The organism is Chitinophaga solisilvae (assembly GCF_009928525.1).
GTDB classification, from domain to species: domain Bacteria; phylum Bacteroidota; class Bacteroidia; order Chitinophagales; family Chitinophagaceae; genus Chitinophaga; species Chitinophaga solisilvae.
On the sequence record NZ_JAABOK010000006.1, the window covers coordinates 430,552 to 457,412 of the forward strand.

19 protein-coding genes are annotated in these 26,861 nt (G+C 50.7%); 13 read left to right on the forward strand and 6 right to left on the reverse strand.

The genetic code is table 11. The features are described from left to right. Positions 1-52 precede the first annotated feature (52 nt). From tkt to GWG06_RS15115, 3 genes are all read left to right on the forward strand, one after another. Positions 53-2,062, forward strand: a complete 2,010-nt coding sequence (gene tkt / locus GWG06_RS15105) for a transketolase (protein ID WP_160714173.1) — start codon at positions 53-55, stop codon at positions 2,060-2,062. After that, entirely contained in the window at positions 2,059-2,802 is a 744-nt protein-coding gene (locus GWG06_RS15110) for an HAD-IIB family hydrolase (RefSeq protein ID WP_160714175.1), read from the forward strand. The genes tkt and GWG06_RS15110 overlap by 4 nt, the downstream gene beginning before the upstream one ends. 86 nt (positions 2,803-2,888) lie before the next feature. Further along, entirely contained in the window at positions 2,889-3,653 is a 765-nt protein-coding gene (locus tag GWG06_RS15115) for a porin family protein (RefSeq protein ID WP_160714177.1), read from the forward strand. Here GWG06_RS15115 and GWG06_RS15120 read toward each other — a convergent pair whose 3' ends face one another. After that, positions 3,654-3,956, reverse strand: a complete 303-nt coding sequence (locus tag GWG06_RS15120; protein WP_127037205.1) for a hypothetical protein — start codon at positions 3,954-3,956, stop codon at positions 3,654-3,656. It abuts the gene before it with no gap. Positions 3,957-4,090: 134 nt separating this feature from the next. Between GWG06_RS15120 and GWG06_RS15125 the strand changes: the two genes are divergently transcribed. The 4 genes from GWG06_RS15125 to mrdA all read left to right on the forward strand — a co-directional run bounded on the left by GWG06_RS15125 (position 4,091) and on the right by mrdA (position 9,854). Further along, a complete protein-coding gene (locus GWG06_RS15125; protein ID WP_160714179.1) occupies positions 4,091-6,466 on the forward strand; it encodes a glycoside hydrolase family 95 protein in 2,376 nt (791 codons plus the stop codon). A 71-nt stretch (positions 6,467-6,537) separates the two neighbouring features. Next, positions 6,538-6,933: a 1,4-dihydroxy-6-naphthoate synthase gene (locus GWG06_RS15130; RefSeq protein ID WP_160714181.1), complete on the forward strand. Its 396-nt coding sequence runs from the start codon at positions 6,538-6,540 to the stop codon at positions 6,931-6,933. Between the two features lie 91 nt (positions 6,934-7,024). Then, positions 7,025-7,900, forward strand: coding sequence for an SH3 domain-containing protein (locus GWG06_RS15135; protein WP_160714183.1), 876 nt, complete (start codon positions 7,025-7,027; stop codon positions 7,898-7,900). Between the two features lie 106 nt (positions 7,901-8,006). Beyond that, positions 8,007-9,854, forward strand: a complete 1,848-nt coding sequence (mrdA, locus tag GWG06_RS15140) for a penicillin-binding protein 2 (protein ID WP_160714185.1) — start codon at positions 8,007-8,009, stop codon at positions 9,852-9,854. A 134-nt stretch (positions 9,855-9,988) separates the two neighbouring features. Here the strand turns inward: mrdA and GWG06_RS15145 are convergent, their stop codons facing one another. The 3 genes from GWG06_RS15145 to GWG06_RS15155 all read right to left on the reverse strand — a co-directional run bounded on the left by GWG06_RS15145 (position 9,989) and on the right by GWG06_RS15155 (position 16,087). Beyond that, a complete protein-coding gene (locus tag GWG06_RS15145; RefSeq protein ID WP_160714187.1) occupies positions 9,989-11,128 on the reverse strand; it encodes an efflux RND transporter periplasmic adaptor subunit in 1,140 nt (379 codons plus the stop codon). A 1-nt stretch (position 11,129) separates the two neighbouring features. Beyond that, positions 11,130-15,500, reverse strand: coding sequence for a CusA/CzcA family heavy metal efflux RND transporter (locus GWG06_RS15150; protein ID WP_160714189.1), 4,371 nt, complete (start codon positions 15,498-15,500; stop codon positions 11,130-11,132). Positions 15,501-15,700: 200 nt separating this feature from the next. Beyond that, positions 15,701-16,087 (reverse strand): hypothetical protein, encoded by a 387-nt coding sequence (locus GWG06_RS15155; protein ID WP_127037189.1) that lies wholly within the window; start codon positions 16,085-16,087, stop codon positions 15,701-15,703. A gap of 206 nt (positions 16,088-16,293) precedes the next feature. Here GWG06_RS15155 and GWG06_RS15160 point away from each other — a divergent pair, with 206 nt between their 5' ends. The 5 genes from GWG06_RS15160 to GWG06_RS15180 all read left to right on the forward strand — a co-directional run bounded on the left by GWG06_RS15160 (position 16,294) and on the right by GWG06_RS15180 (position 22,351). Further along, positions 16,294-16,983, forward strand: a complete 690-nt coding sequence (locus GWG06_RS15160) for a VIT1/CCC1 transporter family protein (protein ID WP_160714191.1) — start codon at positions 16,294-16,296, stop codon at positions 16,981-16,983. 58 nt (positions 16,984-17,041) lie between these two features. Then, positions 17,042-18,547, forward strand: a complete 1,506-nt coding sequence (locus GWG06_RS15165) for an oligosaccharide flippase family protein (RefSeq protein ID WP_160714193.1) — start codon at positions 17,042-17,044, stop codon at positions 18,545-18,547. Between the two features lie 357 nt (positions 18,548-18,904). Continuing rightward, complete coding sequence (locus GWG06_RS15170; RefSeq protein WP_127037183.1) at positions 18,905-19,738, forward strand: glycosyltransferase family 2 protein; 834 nt, start codon at positions 18,905-18,907, stop codon at positions 19,736-19,738. A 227-nt stretch (positions 19,739-19,965) separates the two neighbouring features. Then, complete coding sequence (gene zwf / locus GWG06_RS15175; protein WP_160714195.1) at positions 19,966-21,486, forward strand: glucose-6-phosphate dehydrogenase; 1,521 nt, start codon at positions 19,966-19,968, stop codon at positions 21,484-21,486. A gap of 22 nt (positions 21,487-21,508) precedes the next feature. Then, complete coding sequence (locus GWG06_RS15180; RefSeq protein WP_160714197.1) at positions 21,509-22,351, forward strand: hypothetical protein; 843 nt, start codon at positions 21,509-21,511, stop codon at positions 22,349-22,351. Here GWG06_RS15180 and GWG06_RS15185 read toward each other — a convergent pair whose 3' ends face one another. Continuing rightward, positions 22,352-23,401: a serine hydrolase domain-containing protein gene (locus GWG06_RS15185; protein WP_160714199.1), complete on the reverse strand. Its 1,050-nt coding sequence runs from the start codon at positions 23,399-23,401 to the stop codon at positions 22,352-22,354. Positions 23,402-23,606: 205 nt separating this feature from the next. Here GWG06_RS15185 and uvrA point away from each other — a divergent pair, with 205 nt between their 5' ends. Continuing rightward, the gene (gene uvrA, locus GWG06_RS15190) at positions 23,607-26,159 is read left to right on the forward strand and encodes an excinuclease ABC subunit UvrA (protein ID WP_160714201.1); all 2,553 of its coding nucleotides are present in this window, start codon (positions 23,607-23,609) and stop codon (positions 26,157-26,159) included. Here uvrA and GWG06_RS15195 read toward each other — a convergent pair. Further along, a complete protein-coding gene (locus tag GWG06_RS15195) occupies positions 26,147-26,800 on the reverse strand; it encodes a Crp/Fnr family transcriptional regulator (protein WP_127036518.1) in 654 nt (217 codons plus the stop codon). The genes uvrA and GWG06_RS15195 overlap by 13 nt on opposite strands. Positions 26,801-26,861: the final 61 nt, after the last annotated feature.

Genomic DNA, 26,861 nt, shown 5'->3' on the forward strand with positions numbered 1-26,861 from the left:
GTACCTGTTTTGTGGCTGCTCCATTACTTTCTCCCACTAAAAAAAGCTGTGTATGAAAACGATGTCAATAGCAGAAAAGAGCATCAATACGATCCGCTGTTTATCGATGGATGCGGTACAGCAGGCCAATTCGGGGCATCCCGGTACGCCGATGGCCCTGGCGCCGGCCGCTTATGTATTATGGATGGAGCATCTGCAGTTTAATCCGCAGCATCCGGAGTGGTTCAACCGCGACCGCTTTGTGTTGTCCAACGGCCACGCTTCGATGCTACAATATGCGGTATTACATCTCACCGGCTATAATATCACGCTGGATGACCTGAAGCACTTCCGGCAGTGGGGCAGTAATACGCCGGGACACCCGGAATACCGGCATACGCCCGGAATAGAAACTACTACAGGGCCGCTGGGGCAGGGTATTATGACGGCCGTAGGGATGGCTTTGGCAGAAGCGCATCTGGCAGGCATCTTCAACAGGGAAGAAGCGCTGATTCATCATTATACCTATGCTTTCTGCAGTGATGGCGATATTATGGAGGGCGCTTCTCATGAAGCCGCATCTGTAGCCGGTCATCAGGGGCTGGGCCGTCTCATATGCCTGTATGATAACAATCACATCACCATTGAAGGGAATACTTCGCTTACCTATTCTGATGATGTGGTAAAGCGTTTTGAAGCATATAACTGGCATGTACAGGATCTGGGAGATAAAGGCAATGACCTGCAGGCGATCTCCGCGGCGTTTGCGGCTGCAAAAGCGGTGACAGACAAACCTTCACTGATTGTGCTGCGCACGCATATCGGCTATGGCTCCCCGCATAAGCAGGATAAGCCGGAAGCACATGGTTCCCCGCTGGGAGAAGAAGAAATCAGGCTCACCAAAGAATTTTACGGCTGGCCGCCGGATGAAAAATTCCTCGTGCCCGAAGATGTCAAAGCACACATGCTGACATGTATCACGGGCGGCGCAGCGCAGGAAGCAGCCTGGAATACGCGGCTGAAGGAATATTCGCTTGCATATCCTGACCTGTATGCTTCCCTGCAGCAATACCTGGCGCAGCAGCTGCCGGCAGACTGGGACCAGAAAGTACCCGTGTATCAACCGGCGGACGGGCCTAAGGCTACGCGGGAAATCACCGGCGCATTTATCGGGGCAGTGGCAGACAAGCTGCCATGGCTGGTGGGCGGCAGCGGCGACCTGGAGCCGTCTACACTGACGCTGATAAAATCTTCTCCCTACCTGCAGAAGGATAATTACAGCGGCCGTAACCTGGCCTGGGGCATACGCGAGCATGTGATGTGCGCCGCCACCTCCGGCTTGCAGCTGCATGGCGGGCTGCGGGCATATGCCTCTACCTTTTTTATCTTCACGGACTATGCGCGCCCTGCTATCCGGCTGGCCTGTATTATGCAGCTGCCGGTGATCTATGTGATGACGCATGACAGTATAGGGCTGGGAGAAGACGGTACTACGCATCAGCCGGTGGAACACCTGGCCTCGCTGCGTGCCATGCCGCACCTGTCGCTGATACGGCCGGCAGATGCCAACGAAACCACGTATGCCTGGCGCGCCGCCATTCAGCACACCGGCGGTCCCACCATGCTGGTGCTCACCAGGCAGAAGTTGCCGGTCATCGATCGCAGCAAAACTGCTCCCGCAGATAATCTGCTGAAAGGCGCCTACGTGCTGTCAAAAGAACAGGGCGCTGTACCTGCTGTGATCCTGATGGCCACCGGTTCGGAAGTATCGCTGATACTGGAAGCGCAGCAACAGCTGCTGCAGGAAGGTATAGATGCCAGGGTAGTGAGTATGCCCAGCTGGGACCTGTTTGCCGCACAACCGCCCGAATACCGGGAATCCGTACTGCCGGCGGCTGTCACGGCACGCGTAGCCGTGGAAGCTGCATCGCCGCTGGGATGGGAACGATGGACCGGCGACAGGGGAATTATGATCGGTATGGAAGGATTCGGCGCCAGCGCACCCGCCAAAGAATTATTTAAACATTTTGGTTTCACGGTGGAAAATGTTGTCGCCCGCACCAAAGCATTATTATCCGCATGAAGCAGCTCATGGTATTCGACCTCGACGGAACGCTGGCACAGAGTAAGTCGGCAGTAGACGAAGAAATGGCCCCGCTGCTTGCAGCGCTGTTATCCGTCATGCAGGTAGCCATCATCTCCGGCGGCAGCTGGCCGCAGTTTGAGAAGCAGGTACTGCATTATCTTCCGGCAGCTGCGCCGCTGCATCGTTTGTCTATCCTGCCCACCTGCGGTACGCAGTTTTATCAATATGATAACGGCTGGAAACAACGGTATGCAGAAAATTTTACGCCTGCAGAGAAGAAGACCATCATTGCCGCACTGCAGCAGGCCGTAGCTGAAACCGGATTTACGCCGGAGAAAACCTGGGGCGAACAGATAGAAGACAGGGGCAGCCAGATTACCTGGTCTGCCCTGGGACAGGAAGCGCCGCCGGAGGAAAAGAAAACCTGGGATCCCGGTTTTTCCAAACGCAAACAGATCAGACAAATATTGGATACGCTGCTCAGTGCGTATGCCGTGAACCTGGGGGGCATGACATCTGTAGATATTACCAGATCGGGTATAGACAAGGCTTATGGTATCCGTAAACTCCGGGATACGCTGGGGATAAGCATAGAAGAGATGTTGTTCGTGGGAGATGCCCTGTTTGAAGGTGGTAACGATTATCCGGCGAAACAGGCAGGTGTTGCCTGTATTGCGGTAAGAGATCCGGAAGAAACCAAAAGGGTAGTGGAAACAGCCATCGCCTTCCTGAAGTAATCAGCACAGTCATCAAATAATTATGATGGTATTGCTGACATAGTTGTAGCTTTGCGTTTTAAAATTTTCTCCACAACAAAGATCTTATGAAAAGCAAACTACGTTTACTCATTGCCGTTAGTGCAATGGTGGTGGTGTTCCCTACACTGGTGAAAGCCCAGACTGACCTCGGTATCAAAGGTGGTCTGAGTATTCCCAACCTGACATCCGGCAATTCCGGAAACCCGCTGAACAGTGGCTACAAATCCCGCGTGGGAGCAGACTTTGGCATTCATGCCGAATTCCATCTTACCAAACATTTTTCTATCCAGCCGGAAGTACGTTATTCTTCCCAGGGTGGTAAGAAAGATGGCGGACAGGCTTTTGTAACGCCTCAGAATTTACCTGTTCCTCCGGGCACCCCATTACCGCCATACCTCTATGCTGATTACAAGAGCGTGGCAAAAATCAATTACCTGATGGTACCTGTACTGGCAAAGTATCATTTTGGTTTCAGCAGCAAATGGGATCTGTATGTAGCAGCCGGACCGTTTGTCAGCTTCCTGGTATCTGCTAAAAATGAAACCAGCGGCGCAGGCCCGGTATTCCTGGATGCAGAGCATAAACAGCCCATCATGCCGTCAGCAGATTTTAATGAGAAAAGAGACATCAAAAATGAACTGAAAGGCACCAACTTTGGTCTGGATGGTCATGTAGGTATCGCGTACCGTTTCAACAGAAGCAGCATCTTCGTTGAAGGTGGCGGCCACTACGGATTTGTAAAAATCCAGAAAGATAAAGTCAACGGTGAAAACAACACCGGCGCCGGTGTGGTAGTAGTAGGTTATTCCTACCGTATCTGCGGTAAATAATTATGCCAGCAGATTAAAAGACACGATCACAATAGTGACGCTAATACAAACAAGAGACAGGAGGAAGATGTAATCAGCCACTTCCTCCATCTTTTCACTCCGCTTCCGGTTCCTGGACCGCATCGACAGAAAGGACAGGATACAACTCCCCATCAGCAGTATCGCTGCAATTCCCGTACAATCATCAATAATAGTCACCTGGTTGAAATGTGCCACCCGTATGGATGTCAGCACAATCAGACAAAACCCCAGCAGGTTGGTAGAAGTATTCAGTATATGCGGTGATTTACTTTCGTTTGTCATAGCCTGATATTATTACTGTAAGATAAATATTAGCCGGCCGCCGAAAAAGTTAAAATACAATTATGGGCGCTTAAAATAAGATTAACGGGGGCGTATAACTGTATTATCTTTCGGCTTTCAAACCGTTATCCGTTATGAAACATGTGATCTCGTGTATACTGGCCTGTATGCTGGCCGGTTCCGTAAATGCGCAGTCGCTCTGGTATACGCGTCCTGCAGACGCTATTGCCAAAGATACGCCCCTGGCCTGGAAAGATGATCCCGCCTGGCTGCAGGCATTGCCGCTCGGTAATGGTAACATCGGCGCCATGGTTTTCGGAGATGTCAGTCATGAACGGGTACAGCTGAATGAAAAATCACTGTGGAGCGGTAGTCATGATGATAATGATAATCCCGACGCCGTAAAATACCTGGCAGAGATCCGCAGCCTGCTGTTCCAGGGCCGTTTCAAGGAAGCCACTGCACTGACTAACCGCACACAGGTATGCAAGGGTGCAGGTTCCGGACATGGCAACGGCGCCAACGTACCTTTCGGCACCTATCAGACGCTGGGTGACCTGCGTATAGATTTCCACCGGCAGCGTCCCTACACCCGTTACAAACGTTCCCTGAACCTGAAAGAAGCCATCGCTGCGGTCAGCTATGAACAGGATGGGATCACCTATACCCGTGAATATTTTATCAGCGCACCCGCCAATGTGCTGGCCATCAGACTCACTGCCAGCCGCAAAGGCGCCCTGAGCTTTTCTTTAACGATGGACCGCCCGGAACGCTTTACTACCTCGGCCGATAAAGGCGATCTGGTCATGAGTGGTGTGCTGGCCGACGGCAAAGGTGGCAACGGAATGGAATATATGGCGCGGCTGCGTGCGAAGCTGACCGGCGGAAGCCAGTCCTGCAGCGGGAATACGCTGACTGTAAAAAACGCAGACGAAGCGGTGCTGTACCTTTCCGCTTCTACCAGCTATCTGCCTGTATACCCCACCTATACCGGCAGGGACTACAAAAACCTGGTAGGCAAAGCACTGGAATCCGCTGCCAGACAGTCTTACCAGCAGCTGAGACAATCACATATCAAAGATTACCAGCAATTTTATAACCGCGTGGATCTTCGTTTGGCCGCTCCCGATAGTCCGGATGATATCCCGACTGATGAACGCCTGCAACGGATGAGAGCTGCCGGCAATGATAACTTCCTTACGCAGCTGTATTTTCAATACGGCAGGTACCTGCTGATAGCTTCTTCCCGTCAGGGCTCGCTGCCGGCCAATCTGCAGGGTATCTGGGGCAACAAGCTACAGTCGCCGTGGAACGGGGATTATCATACCGATATCAACGTACAGATGAACTACTGGCTGGCAGAGAATACCAACCTGGGAGAGCTGCATCTTTCACTGACCGATTTTATCCGCAGCATAGAGAAGCCGGCTACGAAGTCGGCCGCCGTACAGTTTGGGATGCGTGGCTGGAGTATCAGCCCGATTGTTAACGTATGGGGTTTTACCTCACCGGGAGAACATCCTTCCTGGGGGCTTACCTCCGGCGCCAGCGGCTGGATATGCCAGCATCTGTGGGAACATTATGCCTTCTCCCGGGATAAAAAATACCTGCAGCAGATATACCCGGTGTTGAAAAATGCAGCCCGTTTTTATATGGACTGGCTGGTGAAAGATCCGGTTACCGGTAAGCTGGTATCAGGTCCTGCGTCCTCTCCGGAAAATGCTTTTGAAGCGCCGGATGGCAGCAACGGTACTATCAGCATGGGCCCCTCGCACGATCAGCAGATCATTCAGGAGCTGTTCACCAACGTATTGCAGGCAGCGTCCATCGTTCAGGATAAGGATACATTCCTGGACAGCCTGCAGGCTGCCCGCCTAAACCTGTTAACTACCCGCATCGGCGATGACGGCCGTCTGCTGGAATGGGCGCAGCCATACAAGGAAAAAGAACCAGGCCATCGTCACCTTTCGCACCTGTATGCCCTGTATCCGGGCAATGCCTTCAATACCATTACCACACCTGAATATGTGACCGCTGCCCGCAAATCGCTGGAATACCGCCTGCAGCACGGCGGCGGACATACCGGCTGGAGTGCTGCATGGATTACCAACCTGTGGGCCAGACTGAAAAACGGTAGCGACGCATTAAAAGCATTCAACTCCATCCTGCTGCATAAAACCGCTTATAACCTGTTTGATCTGCATCCGCCATTTCAGATAGACGGTAACTTCGGCGCTACCGCCGGTATTGCGGAGATGCTGGTCCAGAGCCACGAAGAGCGGATTGAGTTACTGCCCGCCCTGCCATCTGAATGGAAAGACGGCTCCGTAAAAGGACTGCGCGCCCGCGGAGGTTACACCGTAAATATGACATGGAAAGATGGAAAACTGGAAACAGCAGAAATTTTTTCCACAGTACCAGGTAAGTGTAAAGTGAAATATGGAGATGAAGAAGTGATGCTGGATACAGAGAAAGGCAAGTGGAGCCGGCCGGTGTGGAAGAAGTCTTAAAGAGGAAAGCGGAGCAAGGCTCCGCTTTTTTTATGGAATAATTATGAACGGGAGAAATACTTTTACAGCATATGGATAAGTATTGTAAGATTTTTATTGCTGTTGATATGCCTCGCGAGTCGCTGATATCAATAATCGCGGATAAATATGATTTGGAAGGCAGCCCTTTTGGAAGTTGGAGCAGCGGTTATTTTGATATGGATATCCGGATAAATAAGGATTTTAATGAGCAGGCGTCAAAGCTATTTCCTGATGGATTCCTGCATTTTGAATACTATCTGGATATTTTGTTCCGACAGGATCTGGAAGATGATGAGGTGATGATTAATATGATATCGGATTTGTTAGTCTGGTTGTGGGGGAATAATTATCCGGCAATCGCGGCGTGCGATTTTGAAAATTTGCTGCCGGAGAAAGGTGGGTATAACAGCCCGCATGTACCATGGCCTGAACCAGTTACCCCCTAAAATCACCGGAACCAGTGATTTTTATTAATAACCTGCTGCCCGCCCCTGCCATGCTGATCCTTTACCCTACCTTTGCACTTTAACTTTAGCAATGAACATCAGAATTATTCTTACAATTGTAGCATTTGTCTGCATATCCCTGAACGTAACTGCACAGGAAACTCCTTATACCTGGCGTGTCAGTCAGGACGAAACACGTTACATTTACGCAGATACCGCCTATGTCCGCGCAAGTCCTGATACGAAACAGTCTCCACTGGATACCCTGCTGCTGGGTCAGGAGGTAAAAGCGCTGGAAACGACGGAGAAAACGCTCAGTCTGAAAAGGCTGGACCTGCCCTGGGTGAAGGTTACCTATAGCAAAAATGGGGAGGAGAAATCCGGATATATCTGGCAGGGGCTTTTATCTTTTCCGCAGATCCGCCGTGGGGAAACCAAATTCATCTTCGGGGTAGAAAGAATGGTAGATACCACCGTTACGTATGAGGATGGCAACAAAGCGGTTCAGCACAAGTTTGTCATCAAACTGAAGATAGCAGTGGCAGATAAGCTTACTACCAGCAGCCAGTGGAAAATTCCTGCTGATGAATCATCCGGTTTTTCACAGACTAAGGTGATGAGCGGCCTGGGGCTTTCCAACGTACAGCACATCATTGTCATCAGCTTCGGCGGAGAAGCCTGTGGTATTGCTACCGAATACTACTATCATGCCCTGACTACAGACGGCCGGCTGATGAGCCTTCCGTCCAGAATGGAGGTAGGCGATGCCGGCGTGTATTATCATACTGAATCCTTTGTGTTCCCGGCAGAGAAAAACGGCAGACCGGACATTATCACTAAAGAAACAGAAGAGGGCGAAGACACCGAAAAAACAGATAAACAGGGTAATGTGATTTATAAAATCACCAGGTCTTCCGTTGGCTGGATCTGGGACAGCACCACTGGTTACAAGGAAATAAAAAAGTAAAAAGACATGTCATCAGATGTAACGGCCGTTCATCTATTATGATGCGATCCTGATGCAGTAACGTTTTAGTTTTGCTATCCTAAAGGATGCACTGCCATCACATCTTATGCCCGTTTACCATCAGCCCAGAAAACGTATTATACTTCTTATTATTACCGCGCTCGCCCTGCTGCTCATAGCAAGGCTGTCTTACCTGCAGCTGGTAGAAAAAAAATATTCCCGCCTGGCAGATGCCAACGCTGTTTTCAAAAAAATTATTTACCCCGGCAGAGGGCTTATCCTGGACAGGCATAACCGGAGCATCCTCGGAAATGACATCCTGTACGACCTGATGGTAACGCCGTCGGCTGTACGTAATGTAGATACCGCCTACCTGTGCAGGATCCTGCAGATAGATAAGACGGAATTTAATTCCCGTATAGCCGATGCCGTTCGGAAGAACGGAAAGGTACGTCCTTCGGTATTTGCCGGATTATTGCCTGCCGCGGTTCACAGCCGGCTGCAGGAAGGGATGTACCTGCTGCAGCCCGGCTTTGAGCTGGTGCCGCGGCCTGTCCGCTCGTACCCGTACCGTGCTGCCGCCAATATCCTGGGTTATATCGGTGAGATCTCTCCCGGTATGCTGAAGATGGAAAGGTATGCAGATTACCAGTCAGGCGATTACATAGGGCTGGCCGGACTGGAGAAGACCTATGAGCGTGTATTGATGGGGCAGCGTGGTATTCAGTACATAGTAAAGGATAACCTGAACAGGCCGCAGGGCTCCCTGGAAAACGGCGCCTATGATACGGCCGCCATCGCCGGAAAGAACCTGCAGCTCTCCCTGGATATAGAACTACAGGTACTGGGAGAGCAGCTGATGCATAATAAAACAGGCAGCATCGTAGCCATAGATCCTGCTACGGGCGGCGTGCTGGCTATGGTGAGCGGTCCTTCGTTTGATCCTAACCTGCTAACGGGTACCGAGCGTACGAAAAACATCAGTCAGCTGCTGGCAGATTCCTCCAGACCTTTTCTGAACCGGGGTATACAAGCCACCTATCAGCCCGGATCTGCCATGAAGCCGCTCACCGCGCTGGCTGCGCTGGATGAGGGTGTTATCACACCGGCTTTCGGTTATCCCTGCCACGGCGGCTACTTCAGTTGTGGCAGGCGTATCGGTTGCCTGCACAGCGATGCCGGACATGCGGACAATCTCCGCCTGGCGATGTCGCATTCGTGCAACGCCTACTTCCTCCACCTGTACCGGCTGATGGTTGACAGCGACAAATGGGGTGGCGTAAAAAAAGGGCATGCCCGGTGGCGGGAATATATGGCCAGCTTTGGGCTGGGCCACCGCCTGGGAGTAGACATCCCCGGTGAGCATCCCGGCATCGTGGCCGACACCGCTGCACTCAACAGGGAATACCATGGCGCCTGGAACTCCTGCTCTGAACTATACGTAGGCATGGGACAGGGGAAAGTGGCTGTTACTCCCATGCAGATGGCCAACGCCATGTGTATCATCGCCAACCGTGGCTACTACTATACTCCCCACTTTGTAGATCATATCGATCATGCCGACGATACCCTGCTGCGCAGCTTCCGGGAAAAGCATGTAGTGGCCCATGTGTCCGATACAGCCTACCACTCCGTCGTATATGGTATGGAAGACGTAGTGGCACACGGCACGGGTAAAGGCGCCCGGATAGACGGTATCGCGGTATGCGGCAAAACAGGCACCGCCCAGAACAGAGGCCGCGTCAATGGTGTTGTCACCGACCTCAAGGACCACTCGGTATTCGTAGCCTTCGCCCCCCGCGATAATCCACGTATAGCCATCGCCGTTATCGTGGAAAATGCCGGCACCGGCGCACTCTTTGCTGTACCTATCGCCAACCTCATGATGGAAAAATATCTCAGGGATTCTATTCCTTTAGCGAAAAGACCGATGTTGGAAAGAATGATGAAATAATTTAATTACGAATTACGAATTGCGAATTACGAATGAGGAGCGAAGACATAAGCGAAGAAGTAAATTCTTTATCCGCTTAGATCTTCGCTCCTCATTCGTAATTCGCAATTCGTAATTCGTAATTAAATCTGTAATTAATCTTCAGCTTTATTCTTCATCTTTCCCAGCAATGCATACGCTCCCTGTACTACTATTTTTACATTTTTCAGCGGGGCTTCTCCGGAAGTTATCTGAACAAACTGATTTTCTCTTCTGCCGGTGGTAACAGGTGTAAGGGTGTAAGCGTTGTTATCGGTGGTGGTAAAGATATATTCCTTGCCCATATAGCGGAGTACGGATGCTTCGGGTACGGCCAGTGCCAGCTGGTTGTCCATTTCGAAGGTGGCATTGAGGAACATGCCGGGCAGGAGGTCATGACCGGGATTTTCAAAGTGGCAGTGAATTAATCCGTTGCGGTTGTCGGTAATGTTTTTGGTGACGAGAATGGTTTCTATGTCGTATTCTTTGCCGCTTTTGTCTGCCAGGGTTACTTTACCTTTCAGCCCTTTGTGGAAAGAGGTGATGTCTTTCTCGAAGATGGTGACGGCAGCGTGGATGTCGTCAGGGTTTACCAGCTCAAACATCACATCACCGGGCATTACATATTTGCCGATGTTCACATTCACTTTCGTGACATAGCCGTTGATGGGAGAATATACGGGCACAGTCCGGGAGATACTGCCGACGGTGAGTTTATCCGGATTGATGTTGATGATACGTAATCTTTCGCCCAGCGATTTAAGGGCTACCTGCGTAGTTTTAAATTCGCTGAGTACCTGCTGGTATTTCTTTTTGCTGATGGCGTCAGCTTCGCTGAGGGTGCGCTGGCGTTCCATGTCGGCAGACAGGTATTCCATACTGGCTTTGGCAGTGAGGTAGTCCTGTTGCAGTTGTATAAAGCTCTGATCTTCCATGGTGGCAAGTATCTGGCCTCTGGTAACCTGCAGGCCGGGGAGCATGGTGGTGCTTTTGAGATAGCCGCCGGAAGGGAAGCTGACAGAGATAAGGTTCTGCGGTGGTACATCTACAATACCGCTGGCACGCAGGGTGGTATGCATATTCATGATACGTGCGGTGTCCAGCGTAATGGCGGCATTCCTGCGCTGGAGGCTGTCCAGCGTAACGATATTGTCTGCGGTATGATCTTCCTGTATGTTCTCCGTCTCTGCTGCCGGTTTTGCTTTACAGGAAAGTAAAATGGCGGCGATGGCTATATATATGATAGGTTGCTGCATCTTATTGCTGATTGTATTGTAGTAAATATTCCAGTTCTGTTTTGCGGATGTTGAGTTCTTTCAGCACGTCGATATATTGACTGCGCAATGTGATTGCGTTGCTGACAAGGGTGCTCCATTCGATGTATCCTATTTCGCCGTTTTTATAGCTGATGTTGGCGGTATTCACGATGATGTCCGACTGTGGCAGGGCAGACGTGCGGTAGTATTGAACGGCCTGCCGGAATTTCATATAGTCGTTCATGTTTTGTTCCAGGCGGGTGCGCAGGGATACTTCTGCTACCGCTGTGGCGGTGGCGGCGCTGGCCTGCATTTGTTCTGCTGCCTTGATTTTCGCTTTCTGTGCGCCGGTAAAGATGGGAATACCGATGCCTACCTGTGCGGCAGAAAAGCGGCGTGCGCCGGTGTAATAGCTTTCATTGCGTTGTTTGTCAGTCTGCCAGCCTATGAAAGACTGGTTGGTATATCCGAGCAGCCATTCCGGCAACAGGCGCGCTTTTTCCAGCTGTGCCATACTTTGAGATACCTGCTGCTGTTGTTTATACAGCTGCAGGTAAGGATGTTGCTGCAGCGTGGTGCTGTCAAACGCAATGATGGCTGCTGCAAGCGTATCAGCTGCGCTGAGGGTTCCCGGAACCTGCAGCAGGGCAGCCAATTGGGTGGCGGCGGTTTTATGATCTGACTGCAGCAGTTCCAGTTGCATCTTTACCTGTTGCTCCTGGTTTTCCAGGGTAGCTTTTTCCAGGAGGTTGCTTTCGCCGTTGTTGTAGCGAAGCCTGGCCACCCGGGAATAGTTGGAGAAGATGCTGTCTGTTTGCTGCAGCAGCTGATTTTTGGCCTGTATGAATTGTAATTCCAGGTAGGCTAGTTTCACCATCCTGGTGATGTCTGCCTGCTGCAATGTTGTTTGCAGCTGCGCATGCTGCCACTCCTGCTGATATACCTGTCTTTGCCTTTTATATACGGCAGGCAGGGAGAAATTCTGCGTAAGTGAAAATCTGTTGTCAAATGCGATGCTGTTGACATTGCCCAGTTCTGCTGTCAGCTGGGTTTTGGTCAGCTCGGCGCGGGTATGTGTCAGGGCTTCGTAGTAGGCTGCCTGTTGTCTGCTCAGCTTTACCTGCAGGTTTTGCTGCTGTGCGGTGCGGATAGCATCCTGCAGGGTGATAGCTCCTGCAGGTACTGACTGTGCGTGCATCAGCGATGGGAAGAGCAGCAGCAGTATGATGCCGGTAGCGGCAGCTGCTTTTTTAGGTTTCCATCCTTCTTCAAATAACAGGAAGAGAGCAGGCAATACCACCAGTGTGAGCAGCGTGGCGGTGATCAGTCCGCCGATTACCACTGTTGCCAGCGGGCGTTGCACTTCTGCTCCTGCGCCGTTGCTGAGCGCCATCGGCAGAAAGCCGAGAGAAGCCACAGTAGCCGTCATCAGCACAGGACGTAACCTGTCGTGCGTAGCTTTGAAAATGATTTCGCGGATGTTGGTCATACCATCATTTTTTAACTGGTTCATTTCGCCGATCAGCACTATACCATTCAGTACGGCTACGCCGAACAACGCAATAAATCCTATGCCCGCCGATATGCTGAAAGGCATATCCCGCAGCCAGAGGGCAAATACGCCGCCGATGGCCGACAAGGGGATGGCAGAGAAAATCAGCAGGCAATATTTTAATTTACGGAATGCGAAAAACAACATGAGGAAGATGAGCAGCAGCGCTACCGGTAAGGCTATACTGAGCCGTTTGGTAGCATGCTGCAGATTTTCGTACTGGCCGCCATAGGTGATATAATACCCCGGCTGAAACTTCAGCTGGCGCTTTACCTTCTGCTGCAGCTCCTGTACAATGCTCTGTACATCGCGGCCTCGTACGTTGAAGCCAACGGTGATCCTGCGCCGGGCATCTTCGCGTTGTATCTGATAAGGACCATCCTGTATGTCAATGGTTGCAAGCATATTCAGCGGCACCTGCTCTCCGTTGGGAAGCCCTACCGGCAGGTTGTTGATTTCGCTGAGGTCTTTCTTTTCATTTTCGTTCATGCGCACCACGAGGTCGTATCTTCTGTCGCCCTCGAATACCAGTCCGGCGGTAGCGCCGGCATAGGCAGACTGTATCGTATTGTTCACATCGGCTACTGAGGCGCCGTACCGGGCAATAGCTTCGCGGTTGTAGCTGACTACCAGCTGCGCCACGCCTGTCACCGTTTCAGTATAGAGGTCTTTCGCACCGGGTACAGTTTTGATGATGCGTCCTATTTTATCCGCATACATCGCCAGCGAATCCAGGTCGTCGCCGAAAATTTTACATACCACATCCTGGCGGGCGCCCGTCATCAGCTCGTTGAAGCGCATCTGTACCGGGAACTGGAATCCGGTGGTAATACCGGGGATTTCTTCCAGCGCCTTGCTCATTTTGCCGGCCAGCTCCGGGAAGGTGGAGGCGCTGGTCCATTCACTTTTAGGTTTCAGTATTACCATCATATCGGCAGCCTCCATCGGCATGGGATCGGTCGGGATTTCACCTGCGCCTATTTTGGTCACTACTTTTTCTACTTCAGGGAATTGCTTTAACAGCAGGCCGGCAGACTGCCTGGTGGTATTAACGGTAGTGGTGAGAGATGAACCGGGCAGCAGCCGGGTGTCTACGGCAAAGTCACCTTCTTCCAGCTGGGGGATGAATTCGCCGCCCATGCGGGAAAGGATAAAGGCAGCTATCACAAATAATACCACGCCTGTAGCTACGATGGCCGCCGGTACACGCATGGCACGCCGTAGCAACGGGTCGTACAGCCGCTTCACCCGCTCCATCATCTTATCTGCAAAGCTGTCTTTATGACTTAACTTTCTGTTGAGGAAGAGTGCTCCCATCATCGGAACATAGGTGAGCGACAGGAGGCAGGCGCCCAGTATTGCAAAGGACACCGTTTCCGCCATAGGACGGAACATTTTGCCTTCAATGCCCTGAAGGGAAAGGATGGGCAGGTATACAATCAGAATGATGACCTGTCCGAATGCCGCGCTGTTCATCATACTTTTGGCAGAAGCAGCTACTTCTGCATCCATCTGTTCCCGCGTCAGCTCCCTGGTATTACGCAGCATAGCGCCTTTGGTCAGCTTGTGCATAACGGCTTCAATGATGATAACGGCGCCATCTACAAGCAGCCCGAAGTCGAGCGCTCCCAGGCTCATCAGGTTGCCGCTCACCCCGAAGATGTTCATCAGAATCAGCGCAAACAGCATGGAGAGCGGTATTACAGATGCTACTATCAGCCCCGCGCGTATATTACCCATGAAGATGACCAGCACAAGAATTACGATGGCGGCGCCTTCCAGCAGATTGCGTTCTACCGTGGAGATAGCATTGTCCACCATTTTGGTCCTGTCGAGGAATGCTTCTATGACCACGCCTTCCGGCAATGTTTTTTCTATCTCCCTGATTTTCTCCTTGATATTTTTGATGACCTGGTTGCTGTTACCGCCTTTGAGCATCATCACCACCGCACCGGCTACTTCCCCCTGATCGTTGAATACCGTTGCGCCGTAACGGATGGCAGTACCCATTTTTACGGTAGCTACATCCCTTACCAACACGGGCATAGCGCCGTTGATGCGTTTTACCGCAATATTCCCGATGTCCTCCAGGTGCTGTACCAGGCCCTCGCTGCGGATGAATAACACATTGGGGCCTTTTTCAATATAGGCGCCACCGGTGTTCTGGTTATTGGCTTCCAGACTTTTATATACATCGGCGATGGTCAGCTGAAAGCTCTTTAATTTCTCAGGGCTGACAGCCACCTCGTATTGTTTTACGGTTCCTCCGAAGCTGCTGACATCCGCCACGCCTTCCGTACCGAGCAGCTGCCGCCTTACCAGCCAGTCCTGGATATCCCGCAGGGAGGTCAGGTCATATTTGCCTTCATAACCGGGTTTAGGCTTTACCACATATTGAAATATTTCTCCCAGCCCGGTGGTAACCGGCCCCAGCTCAGGTTCTGTCATGCCCGGCGGTATCTGCTGCCGCACCTGTGCCAGCCGCTCGCTCACCTGCTGCCGTGCCCAGTATACATCGGTGGCATCATTAAACACAATAGTCACAAGGCTCAGCCCAAACCGCGAAAAGCTCCGCTGTTCGATAATGCCCGGAATATTGCGTGTTGCCTGCTCTACCGGCACTGTGATAAACCGTTCTACATCCGGCGCTCCCAGGCTGGGAGCGGAAGAAATAATTAACACCTGGTTGTTGGTAATATCAGGCACTGCATCTATAGGCAGCCGGGTAACAGCATAACTTCCCCAGCCTATCAGTGCCAGTACAAACAAGCCAACAATCAGCTTGTTGCTGATTGAAAACTGAATAATTCTGTTTAACATGAAAATGTGTTCGTAAAATTGACGAATCAATTACGCATTACAGCGGATGAATAACGAGTGTGGATCGCACCAAAGATATCAGCACCTGATGTTATCAAAGCATATTCGCAATAACATTACAGATATCTCCGCTTTGATCTTCGCTCAATATTCGCCATTCATCATTCGTAATTCGTAATTCCTGTTTATGATGAGTATAATTAAAACAGGTTCATCTTCGGAGGCTGGAAAACATTATCCGGCAGCCTGTACATAGGCGCGCCTTCATTTTTGAGCAGATAGTTTTCCCGTAGTATCTCCTTTACAGGGACAAACAGGGTAACCGGGGCGGGAACAAGCGTGGGCATTACCATGCAGATGGCGTCAGGAGATTTAAATGGCAACTGCATGTCCTGTTGATAATCATCATCAAAAGGTTGCTCATCTATATAATGTAACTTCAGAAATGATGTCAGGGTAATATGGGGATCTTCCTGCTGATGTTTCTGATAATGTTCTATCAGCAATGGCAAACGCAGCAACTGATTAGCATCCGTAGTGCCAAGCAGGTAAACCAGAAATAAAAATATGGCCGTTGCTTTCCTCATTTGCAAATTTGATCCGCAGCAAAGATAACTATATTTGAGATTTATTCATTTGAGATTTATTTATTTAAAATGCAGCGGAGATAAAGTGTTTGTTTGGGGATGTTGATGTGTTTTTGTATTTTTTTAATACTGCCGGGATAATCCGCTTTTATCTTCGCTGCATTTTAAATAAATAAATCTCAAATAAATAAATCTTAAATGATACTATGGAGCATCAGGAACAACATTTTACAGGATCGGCGTTGCTGCGGGATATTGTTATTGGTATGTCCGATGGGCTGACGGTGCCTTTTGCGCTGGCTGCAGGGCTCAGCGGCGCCGTGAAGGATGTAAATCTTATTGTGGTGGCCGGGCTGGCGGAAATTGCGGCAGGGTCCATTGCAATGGGATTGGGAGGTTACCTGGCGGGAAAGACGGAAGTAGACCATTATGAAAGTGAGCTTCGCCGTGAATATGCCGAGATTGAGACAGTGCCCGACAGGGAACGGGAAGAGGTGGAAACCTTCTTCGCGGAGCTGGGACTCAGCCGGGAGCTGCAGGTGAAAGCCGCTGCAGAACTGATTGCTGATAAGGACCGCTGGGCGGACTTTATGATGAAGTATGAACTGGGCCTGGAAAAACCGGATGCACGCCGCGCTACCAAAAGCGCTTTAAATATCGGGGTGTCCTATATTATAGGCGGACTGATTCCGCTGATGCCCTATTTCTTCGTGAACGAAGGGCTGGAAGGACTAAAAATATCCGCCGCCGTCACTATTGCCTGTCTTTTTGTTTTCGGATATGCCAAGAGCCGTATAACCGGGCTGGAACCGCTCCGGGGTGGTCTGCGTGTAGCCGTAATAGGTACTATCGCCGCCGGTTGCGCTTTCGGTATCGCCCGCCTGATAGGTGGCTGATGTTTTTAATGTATTATTGCGCAGGAGAACCAGCTAACAAATCACCGGAAAAGAATTAATGGGAGTAGTAAAACACCAGAGCTTAAAATCCACCGTACTGATCTATTTCGGCTTCCTGGTGGGAGGAATCAATACCCTGCTGCTGTTTCCGCATTTTTTTTCAGATGACGAATTTGCGCTGACCCGCCTCTTCCTGGATATAGGCGTTATCCTTGTTCCCTTCTGTACCCTGAGCACCGGACCATCTGTTAACCGTTTCTTTCCATACTATGCCAGTCATCTGAAGGAGAAAGATAACGACTTGATTAGTTGGGCTTTCCTGTTTTCATTGCTGGGCTTCTTTTTATTTGTTCTGGCAACCTTCGTGTTTCATAACTGGATACTCCGGGAATATGCTGCCAATTCTCCCTTGTTTATATCTTACTTCTACCTGTTGTATCCATATGTTTTTTTCTTCAGCCTGTTCGGGCTGTTCGAGAGCTACAGCGGCTCCCGGCACCAGACGGTGCTGCCTAATTTTCTGAAGGAGGTAGTGGTAAGGGTGGCTACCACTGCGCTGGTAATAGCCTGCTACCTGCATTGGATCAGCTTCACCGCCTTCATGTGGCTCTTTTCCCTGCTGAGCGGTTTTACGCTGGTGATATTGCTGGTATACCTCCGCCGGCGAAAAATGCTGCACTTCACCTTCCGGATGAGCAATGTTACCAGGAGGTTGTTTCCCCGGATGGCCGTGTACTCGTTATCGTTACTGGGCGCAACCATTTTCTCGCTGCTGGCGCAGAATATAGGCAGCCTCATTATTTCCAGCCGGCAGGGATTGAAGCATGTGGCATACCTGAGCATTGCCTATTATATTGCTACCCTGATACAGGTGCCGCAACGCAGTATTGCAGGAATTGCCACGCCGGTGCTGGCACAGTCATGGAAAGAGCGCGATATGGAGAAGATAGGAGAGATTTACCAGAAATCCTCCCTGCTGCAGCTGATTGCAGCACTGTTTATCTTCCTGGCTATCTGGCTGAATATCGACAACATCTTTTCCTTTCTGCCGCCGTCATATAGTGTGGGTAAATATGCGGTTTTCCTGCTGGGACTGTCAAAGGTGATTGATATGGGCACGGGCCTTAACAGCCAGCTGCTGAGCACTTCCCGCTGGTGGCGCTTTGATCTTTACAGCTCCGGCATACTGCTGGCATTATCTGTACCGCTTAATGTTGTGCTGATAGAAAAATACGGACTGGATGGTACGGGGTATGCCGCATTGCTGTCTATGTTTGTTTTTAATACCGTACGTTGTTTGTTTATCTGGAAGAAATTCGGTTTGTTACCTTTTACAGCCGCTACAGGCAAAGCCATCCTGATAGCCATCAGTGCGTGGCTGGCGGCGGTGTGGCTGCCTGCCGCCCCGTCGGCCCTGGCTGATATCTGCCTCCGGGGCGCATTGTTTGCTGTGGTATTTATCGGTGGCATATTGCTGTTCCGCGTTTCCGGAGATATTAACAGTACTGCCGGCGCTATGCTGCAGAAAATATTATCCTATCTGTTCCGCAGCCATAAGCAGTAACGCAGTATTACGGCATCATGATTAAGATGATGATGAAACTGTCATGCAGTTATGCCTCTCTATGTGGATAATTTTGCAGATAATGAATTCCTGCTAAACCCAATACCGTTGTGAATTATCCCCGATACTCCCTTTTCTGCCCATCTTTTCCAGCTGCAATTTTAACTTATCCGATGTAACCCGTTCGCCTGCTATCACCATACTGGCCTTTATCTTCATACGTATATTGTCATGTAATCACTGTTGTAATGTAATTACCTTAAAATTACGTATAACCATCAGCGTTATATTCCATGCGCTGGGCAGACTGCTACGGAGACGACCATTTATTACCATCTGCAAAAGAAAACTGTATTTATGAAAGGAAAGGTGTTGATATTACTGCCTGTTCACAACCGGAAAGAGATAACCCGCAATTTTATGTCATCCCTGCTGCAGCAGGACTATCCCCATTATCACCTGGTGCTGATTGACGACGGTTCCACAGACGGCACCGCGGAGATGGTCACTTCACTGCTGCCCGCTGCTACCATTATCACCGGCAACGGTAACTGGTGGTGGGGCGGCAGCTTGCAGCAAGGTTATCAGTGGGTGATGAAAAACTCCGCGCATCCCGATGATGTGGTACTGATCCTCAACGATGATGTTGAGTTCGGTACAGACTACCTGCGCAAAGGTGTGGAATTTGTCATGCAATACCCTGATACGCTGCTGGTATCGCAGGCCTGGAGCAAGCAAACCGGCGTACTGCTGGATGCAGGCGTACATATCAACTGGAAAAAAATGTCTTTCACCAATGTAACCGGCAAGGAAGATATCAACTGCCTGTCTACCCGCGGCCTGTTCATGAAAGCGCCGGCGTTTAAGTCTGCCGGAGGTTTCCGTCCACACCTGCTCCCACATTATCTCTCTGACTATGAATTTACCATCCGCGCAGGAAGAAAAGGATTCACCCTCCTGACAGATCCCGGCATCCGCCTCGTGATGAACGAAGCCACTACCGGCATCCATACACTCAAAAAACTGTCGGTAAGTAAATTTATAAAGCACCTTTTTTCCCTCCGCTCTTCCGGTAATCCCTGGTACTTTTCCATCTTTCTTATAATGGTATGCCCACCCCTGTGGCTCCCCCTGAACCTCGCCAGAATATGGGGCGGCAGCCTGAAGAAACTGCTAACCAGGAACAGATAGTATTTTATTATTTGGTTATTTGGTTATTTGAGATTTGATTTACGGATTTTGGAATTTTTTGATTTACGGATTTATTAAATGCAGCGAAGAATTTAGCGAATAATTCCGCTTAAATCTCCGCTGCATTTAATAAATCCGTAAATCAAAAAATTCCAAAATTCCAAAATCCATAAATCAAATCTTAAATAACTAAATAATAAAATAACTAAATTTAGAAAAATGTTGTCATGAAGCCGAGAAAAGCCTATCCATCTGCCGTTACTATTTTCGGGGCAAAAGGGGATCTTACCAGGCGTAAGCTCATCCCAGCTTTGTATAACCTGTATATTGCCAATCATCTGCCGGCAATATTTTCTATCTGGTGTGTTGATTTTTTGCCATCTGATATAGATGTTTTTAAAAAGGAGTTATTGTCCGGGGTAAATGAGTTCAGCCGGAGCGGGAAGGCAGATCCCCGCCAGTGGGAAGCATTTGCAGAGCATATTTATTATCTGCAGGGAGATTTTAATAAGGAAGATACCTACATGCAGCTGAAGAATGAGATAACTGCCTTTGAGACAGAAAGCAAGCAACGGGGAATCCGGATGTTTTATTTTGCCACGGCTCCGCGGTTTATTGAAACCATTGCAGCGGCGCTGTATATGCATAAGCTGTGTAATAACAGGAATCAGCATCGTATTGTGGTGGAGAAGCCTTTCGGTACCGATCTGGCATCTGCTAAGAAGCTGAATCAGTTTCTGGTAAAGCGGTTTGATGAGAAGCAGATATACCGTATCGATCATTACCTGGGCAAGGAAACGGTGCAGAATATTATGGCTTTTCGTTTTGCCAACTATGTGTTTGAACCCTTGTGGAATAAAAAATATATAGATCATATTCAGATCAGCGTGGCGGAACAGGTGAGCGTGGGCAAGCGCGGCGGATATTACGACAGCAGCGGAGCGCTGCGGGATATGATACAGAACCACCTGCTGCAGCTGTTATGCATTGTCGGGATGGATTGCCCCGGCGCTTATAAGGCAGAAACTATCCGCGACGCCAAAACGAAAGTGCTGAAAAGTGTGCGGCCATTTACTGCCGCGCAGGTGTTCAAACAGGTGATCCGCGGACAATACACCGCCGGCGAAATCAATGAGGTGCCGGCAGTGGCCTATCGCCAGGAAGAGCATGTGGCGGCGGAGTCCAACACCGAAACCTTTGTGGCCATGAAGCTGTTTATTGATAATAAACGCTGGGAAGGTGTGCCTTTCTTCCTGCGCACGGGGAAATCGATGACGCGCCAGTCTTCTGTGATTGTTGTGCAGTTCAAGGATTCGCCGCATAAGATTTTCAAGGATGATATTGTACCCAACCGGCTCATCATCAGTATTCAGCCGGAGCTGGAGATAAGCCTGCTGTTTGAAAGCAAGGTGCCGGGTCTGCAGATGAAGCTGGTACCGGTAGAGATGGATTTCACCTACCAGGACGCCTATACGGAAACATTGCCGGAGGCATATGAAGCCCTGCTGCTGGACGTATTACACGGCGATGCCACGCTGTTCATGCGTGCCGACCAGGTGGAAGCCGCCTGGAAAGTGGTAATGCCGGTGCTGGATGCCTGGAAGAAGAATCCGTCCAAACAGCTGCAGTTCTATAAGTCCGGTAGCTGGGGCCCCGCAGTGGCGTCAAATCTGCTGAAGCCTTATGCGAAAGAGTGGTTCCGCCTGCCCTCCAGTGAAATTGTGAAGAAAACAGCAGCAACAATCTGATCTTATTGTTTAAACCTGACAGATGAATACAGACTGGAACTGGTTTTTCAGCTCTTTTTGCCAGAGTGCGGCAGCGTTGATCGGTATCATCGCTGCCTTTCTTATTTCCCGGCTTATCGGTATGAATGAGAAAGTTAATGCGATCATCTCCGGATTCGGAGAACTGGTGATAGACCGGAATAAAATTATACACGGGCTGGGACAGCGGCGTTTCCGCTGGTATAACTCCACCCTGATGCGTTATAACGAACACCTGGTGGAAGATATACGCCGCGGGCATTTCAGCGGATTTTCCGAAATTGATATACTGGAAAAAATTTATTCGGAAGATGACCGCCTGTTTAAAGCCAACGATGTGGTACTCCATACTTTTGCTGAAATGCGGGAGAAGTATGGCGGTGGCCGCTCCGCTGCGATAGAGATGCCGCCGAAAGACACCTGGGAGCAGATACGTAAGGAAAGAGAACTGATAGACCACCTGGAAATGGAGGCCCGCAAGCTGATACAGCTGTTCAAGAAAAATGAACAGGAGCTGAAAGTTTTCCGCGATACCTTCCGGCCGTTGAGTTATATCATCATTGTATTGATGATAGCGTTTCCGCTGACCGTTATTTATCCGCTGCATTTCATGCCGGTACAGAGCAACCGGCCGCCGGTGCTAACCCTGCACTGGTCGGTTATCCTGCGTACGGTAATGAGCCTGAAAGGCTTTCTGCTGGCTATATTTTTTGTTACCATAGAAGGCATCTTCCTGTATTTTCTCACGCTGGTCAATAAGATGCGCAGAGAGGTTATGACAGCCGCCGGGCGGCATTCACCTGACTACCAGAAAATACATTATTATTCTCCTTACCTGGATACCTGATCAGCGCAGGGCCTTCCTTATTTTCAGGCAGGTAGGCGCCGTGGTGAGGTAGCCGTCAGGCAGAAATGTAAAGATCATGCCGGTGATATTTTTCTCGTGGTTGATCCAGGGATGGCTGCCAAATGCACCGGGGCTGCTGTTTTCAATGAGTGTGCCGCCGGCGCCGGTGAAGTCGCGCCAGTTACCGATACCATAGAACTGTGTTGTATTCAGCCATACCAGCGGATAGGGGCAGTAGGCTACTGTTGTAAGACCCGTATAGCCCTGCTCCATGGCAGCTATTGCTGCAGCGCTCAGCACACGTGTACCGTTGGAGGCAACGCCTTTCTGCAGCAGCATATTCAGAAATTTCATATAGTCGTTGGCGGTACTCCGTGCGCCGCCGCCGATAAGCGGGTTGGCAGTGAGACCGTAGTCGGTATTATTCATGCCGCAGGGCCGGAAGATTTTTTCTGCCGCCAGCGTCTTCCAGTCTTTCCCGCTCACTACTTCACAGATCCGCCCTGCTACCTGCATACTCACGCCGCCATAGTTGAAGGTAGTTCCGGGGGTACTTTGCAGCGGCACATTCCGGGCAATGTTATTAACAGCAGCTTCCAGCGTGGTGAAGGCATCGGATTCGTATCCCTGCTGCGAATTGCCGGGGAAGCCGGAAGTATGGGAGAACAGCTGCGCAATGGTTATTTTTCCTTTGCCGTTGGCGGTAAGTATGGGCAGATATTTTCCGGCAGTATCTGTCAGATTGATTTTTCCCTCATCAGCGAGCCGCATCAGTACGGCTGCTGACAACCATTTGGTACAGGAGGCGATAAGCAGCCGTGTATCTCCGGTGTAGCCCCCGAAACTTCTGCTGTAGGCCGGTTGCCCGTTAATATGCAATACGGCAAAACATTTGCCTCCGAAAACGGAAGGCACGGAATCTGTCAGTATCTGATCAATTGCGCTGTAGTCGCCAGGCTGGGAAATGATGGTCTTATCGTTTTTCTTCTGGCAGGAAACAGCCAGTATGCCAGTCAGGCAGTATAACAGGCAGGTATAGATCGCTCTCATGACAATAGTTTGGTGATAACAATTGTAATATAACTGCAATCTGTTGAAATTATTATCCGGATGCCCGTTTTTTATTTGTGGTAAAAGAGAGGTCGGTATAACGGAAATGCATATACGTAGATATTATTGATTCTGCAGCTGTGCGGGTTGCCACTGTTACCCTGGCAGGCGGGCGCGGGCGGCACAGTCTTTGTGCGCCGGTAGTATGCAACAGAATACCTGGAAACCTCCCCATAAAGAATTTTCCGGCTTCCTCCGCGTACGCGGCGCACGGGAGCATAACCTGAAGAACATAGACCTGGAAATACCCCGTGACGCTTTGGTGGTATTTACCGGCGTTTCCGGTTCCGGCAAATCATCGCTGGCATTCGGTACCCTATATGCAGAGGCGCAGCGCCGCTACCTGGAATCGGTATCACCTTATGCCCGTCGCCTTTTTCATCAGATGTCGGTGCCGGAGGTAGACGAGATTACGGGGCTGCCACCGGCAGTGGCTTTACAGCAGCAACGCGGACTGGCGACTACACGTTCGTCTGTAGGCAGCGTAACCACTTTGTCCAATCTTATACGCATGTTGTATTCCCGTGCCGGCGATTATCCCGCCGGTCAGCCACACCTGGAAGCAGAAGCGTTTTCTCCCAATACCCCTGCCGGCGCCTGTCCTTCCTGCCACGGCCTGGGACGCATATACGAAGTGACGGAGCGTTCTATGGTGCCGGACGATTCCCTTACCATCCGGGAAAGAGCGGTGGCGGCATGGCCGGTGGCATGGCACGGACAGAACCTCCGTGATATACTCATCACGCTGGGATATGATGTGGACCGCCCCTGGCGCGACCTGCCAAAGAAAGACCGGGACTGGATACTCTTTACCGAAGAACAGCCTGTAGTACCGGTATATCCCGGCTTCTCCCATGAGGAAGTGAAAAGGGCCATCAGGCAAAACGTAGCTCCTGCCTATAAGGGTACCTTCTCCGGGGCTAAAAGATATGTGCTGCATAACTTTTCCAATACAGAAAGCGCTGCTATGAAAAAGCGGCTGCAGCAGTTTATGGAAAGTGCGGAATGCCCGCTGTGCCAGGGCAAGCGCCTGCGCCGGGAATCGTTGTCCGTGAAATTCGCCGGTATGGATATCGGAGAAATATCCAGGCTGCCGCTGCATAAGTTATCTGCGCTCATGCAGCCATTTGCCGATGGTACCGCACTCCGCGGAAAACGCCAGCAGGCACACCCGGAGCGGGAGCTGGTGGCACAACGCATCGCGGCGGACCTGGTTGGCCGCCTTGATGTACTGCTGGAGCTGGGGCTGGGCTATCTTCTGCTGGAACGCAGCACGCCTACGTTATCGCCGGGAGAGCTGCAGCGTCTCCGCCTCGCCACGCAGGTGCGCTCCAATCTTTTCGGCGTTGTATACGTACTCGATGAACCCTCCGCCGGCCTGCATCCCGCCGATACCGAAGCGCTGCTGTCGGCACTCGAAAAACTGAAAGCCGCCGGCAACTCCCTCTTTGTAGTGGAACATGACCTCGATGTAATACAACATGCCGACTGGCTGGTGGATGTAGGTCCTGACGCCGGCGAGTACGGCGGACATATTCTGTACAGCGGCCCGCCGCCCGGACTTGCCGCCATAGCGGATTCCAAAACGGCGCAGTATCTCTTTGCCACTAAAGTACCGCCGCCGCATCAGCCGCGTACGCCTGCAGGATGGCTGGAGCTGGCGGGCGTTACCCGCAACAACCTGCACCAGCTGGATGCCGCTTTCCCACTGGGATGCCTCACAACTGTAACCGGTATCTCCGGATCTGGTAAATCAAGCCTGGTAAGCCAGGTGCTGATAGAGCTGGCCTCCACCCACCTGGGTATGGAACTGACGGCAGAAGCAGAAGAGGGAGAGGGGCTGGAACATACAGCCCCTGTCACGCTGGGGGGCCGCATCACCGGCGGTATGGAACATATTAAACGGCTGGTACAGGTAGATCAGAAACCTATTGGCCGCACACCACGGTCTAACCTGGCTACCTATACGGGGTTGTTTGACCAGGTACGTAAACGTTTTGCGGAAACGAAGACCGCCAAAGCCCGGCGCTACGATGCCGGCCGCTTCTCTTTCAACGTGGCGAAAGGCCGCTGTGAAACCTGCCAGGGTGAAGGCTTTGTAATGGTGGAACTGCTTTTCCTGCCCAGCGTATATGCGCCCTGCCCTACCTGCCATGGTGCACGCTACAATGCTAAAACACTGGAAATAACGTGTAACGGGAAAAATATTGCAGAGGTGCTGGAAATGACGGTAGATACTGCCTATGAATTTTTTGCAGACGATCCGAAAATACACCGTTCGTTAACAGTCCTGCGTGAAGTGGGACTTGGCTACCTGCGGCTGGGACAGCCGGCTACACAGCTTTCCGGCGGCGAAGCGCAGCGCATCAAACTGGCTACAGAGCTGCAACGCATAGGGCGCGGTGATACGCTTTACATTCTTGATGAGCCTACCACCGGACTCCATCCATCCGATACGGAGAAGCTGGTCACGCAGCTGGACAGCCTCGTGGAAGCCGGCAACACCGTAATAGTGGTAGAACATGAAATGAGGGTAGTGGCAGCCAGCGATTGGGTAATAGATATTGGTCCGGGCGCCGGAGAAGCAGGAGGTAAAATCGTAGCAACAGGTACGCCGGCTACTGTAGCCAAAGCCGCCGGAAGCCGCACGGCGCCTTATCTGGCAAAGTTCCTGGAACAAACCGGTCAGCTTTCCTGATCATATTCCAGTAACAGCTTGTCCATCATCTTACCATCTATATACAAATCAAAGCTGTGGGGGCTGAGTATCCTCTTCTCCCGCAGCTGTTTGATGGTCCGGTTAAAACTCCTCAATGACACCGCCAGATAATCTGCCAGGTCCTTTTTGGGTAACACTACCTGCTGGTTGGCCAGCAGCGAAAATAATTTCATCATCGTATATTCTGCCGGATATATCTGCTGGTAAGAAGCCCTGGCAGAGGTTTCGCTGACCCTTGCCGCCAGCGCCTGCAGCAACAGCTGATTGAATACCGGGTACTGCGTCATCAGCTTTGAAAAAAAATCGTAGGTGATGCAATAGGATGTCACCGGCGTTAAAGCCGCAATAGAAGTCACATTTTTCGTCTTCCTGATAATTTCTATCTCACCCATCAGTTCCCCTTCTCCCAGAAACTCAATAATAAATTCCTTACCGTTTGCTTCCGTGATATAACATTTGGAAATCCCTTCTTTCTGTATAAAAACATATTTGTTGCCCTGTCCCTGCATCAGCAGATGTTCGCCCGGAGCATAGCCCTTCAGGAACACCCGGTCTTCCTTCTCTTCGGAAGTCAGCGTCTGTTCTATAAAGGATAGTATAGCTAGATTGGTACGTATCATGACATATGGTATGAGACAAATGTCCCGTTTTTTTGAAGTAGGAGAAAGTAATTTTGCAGAA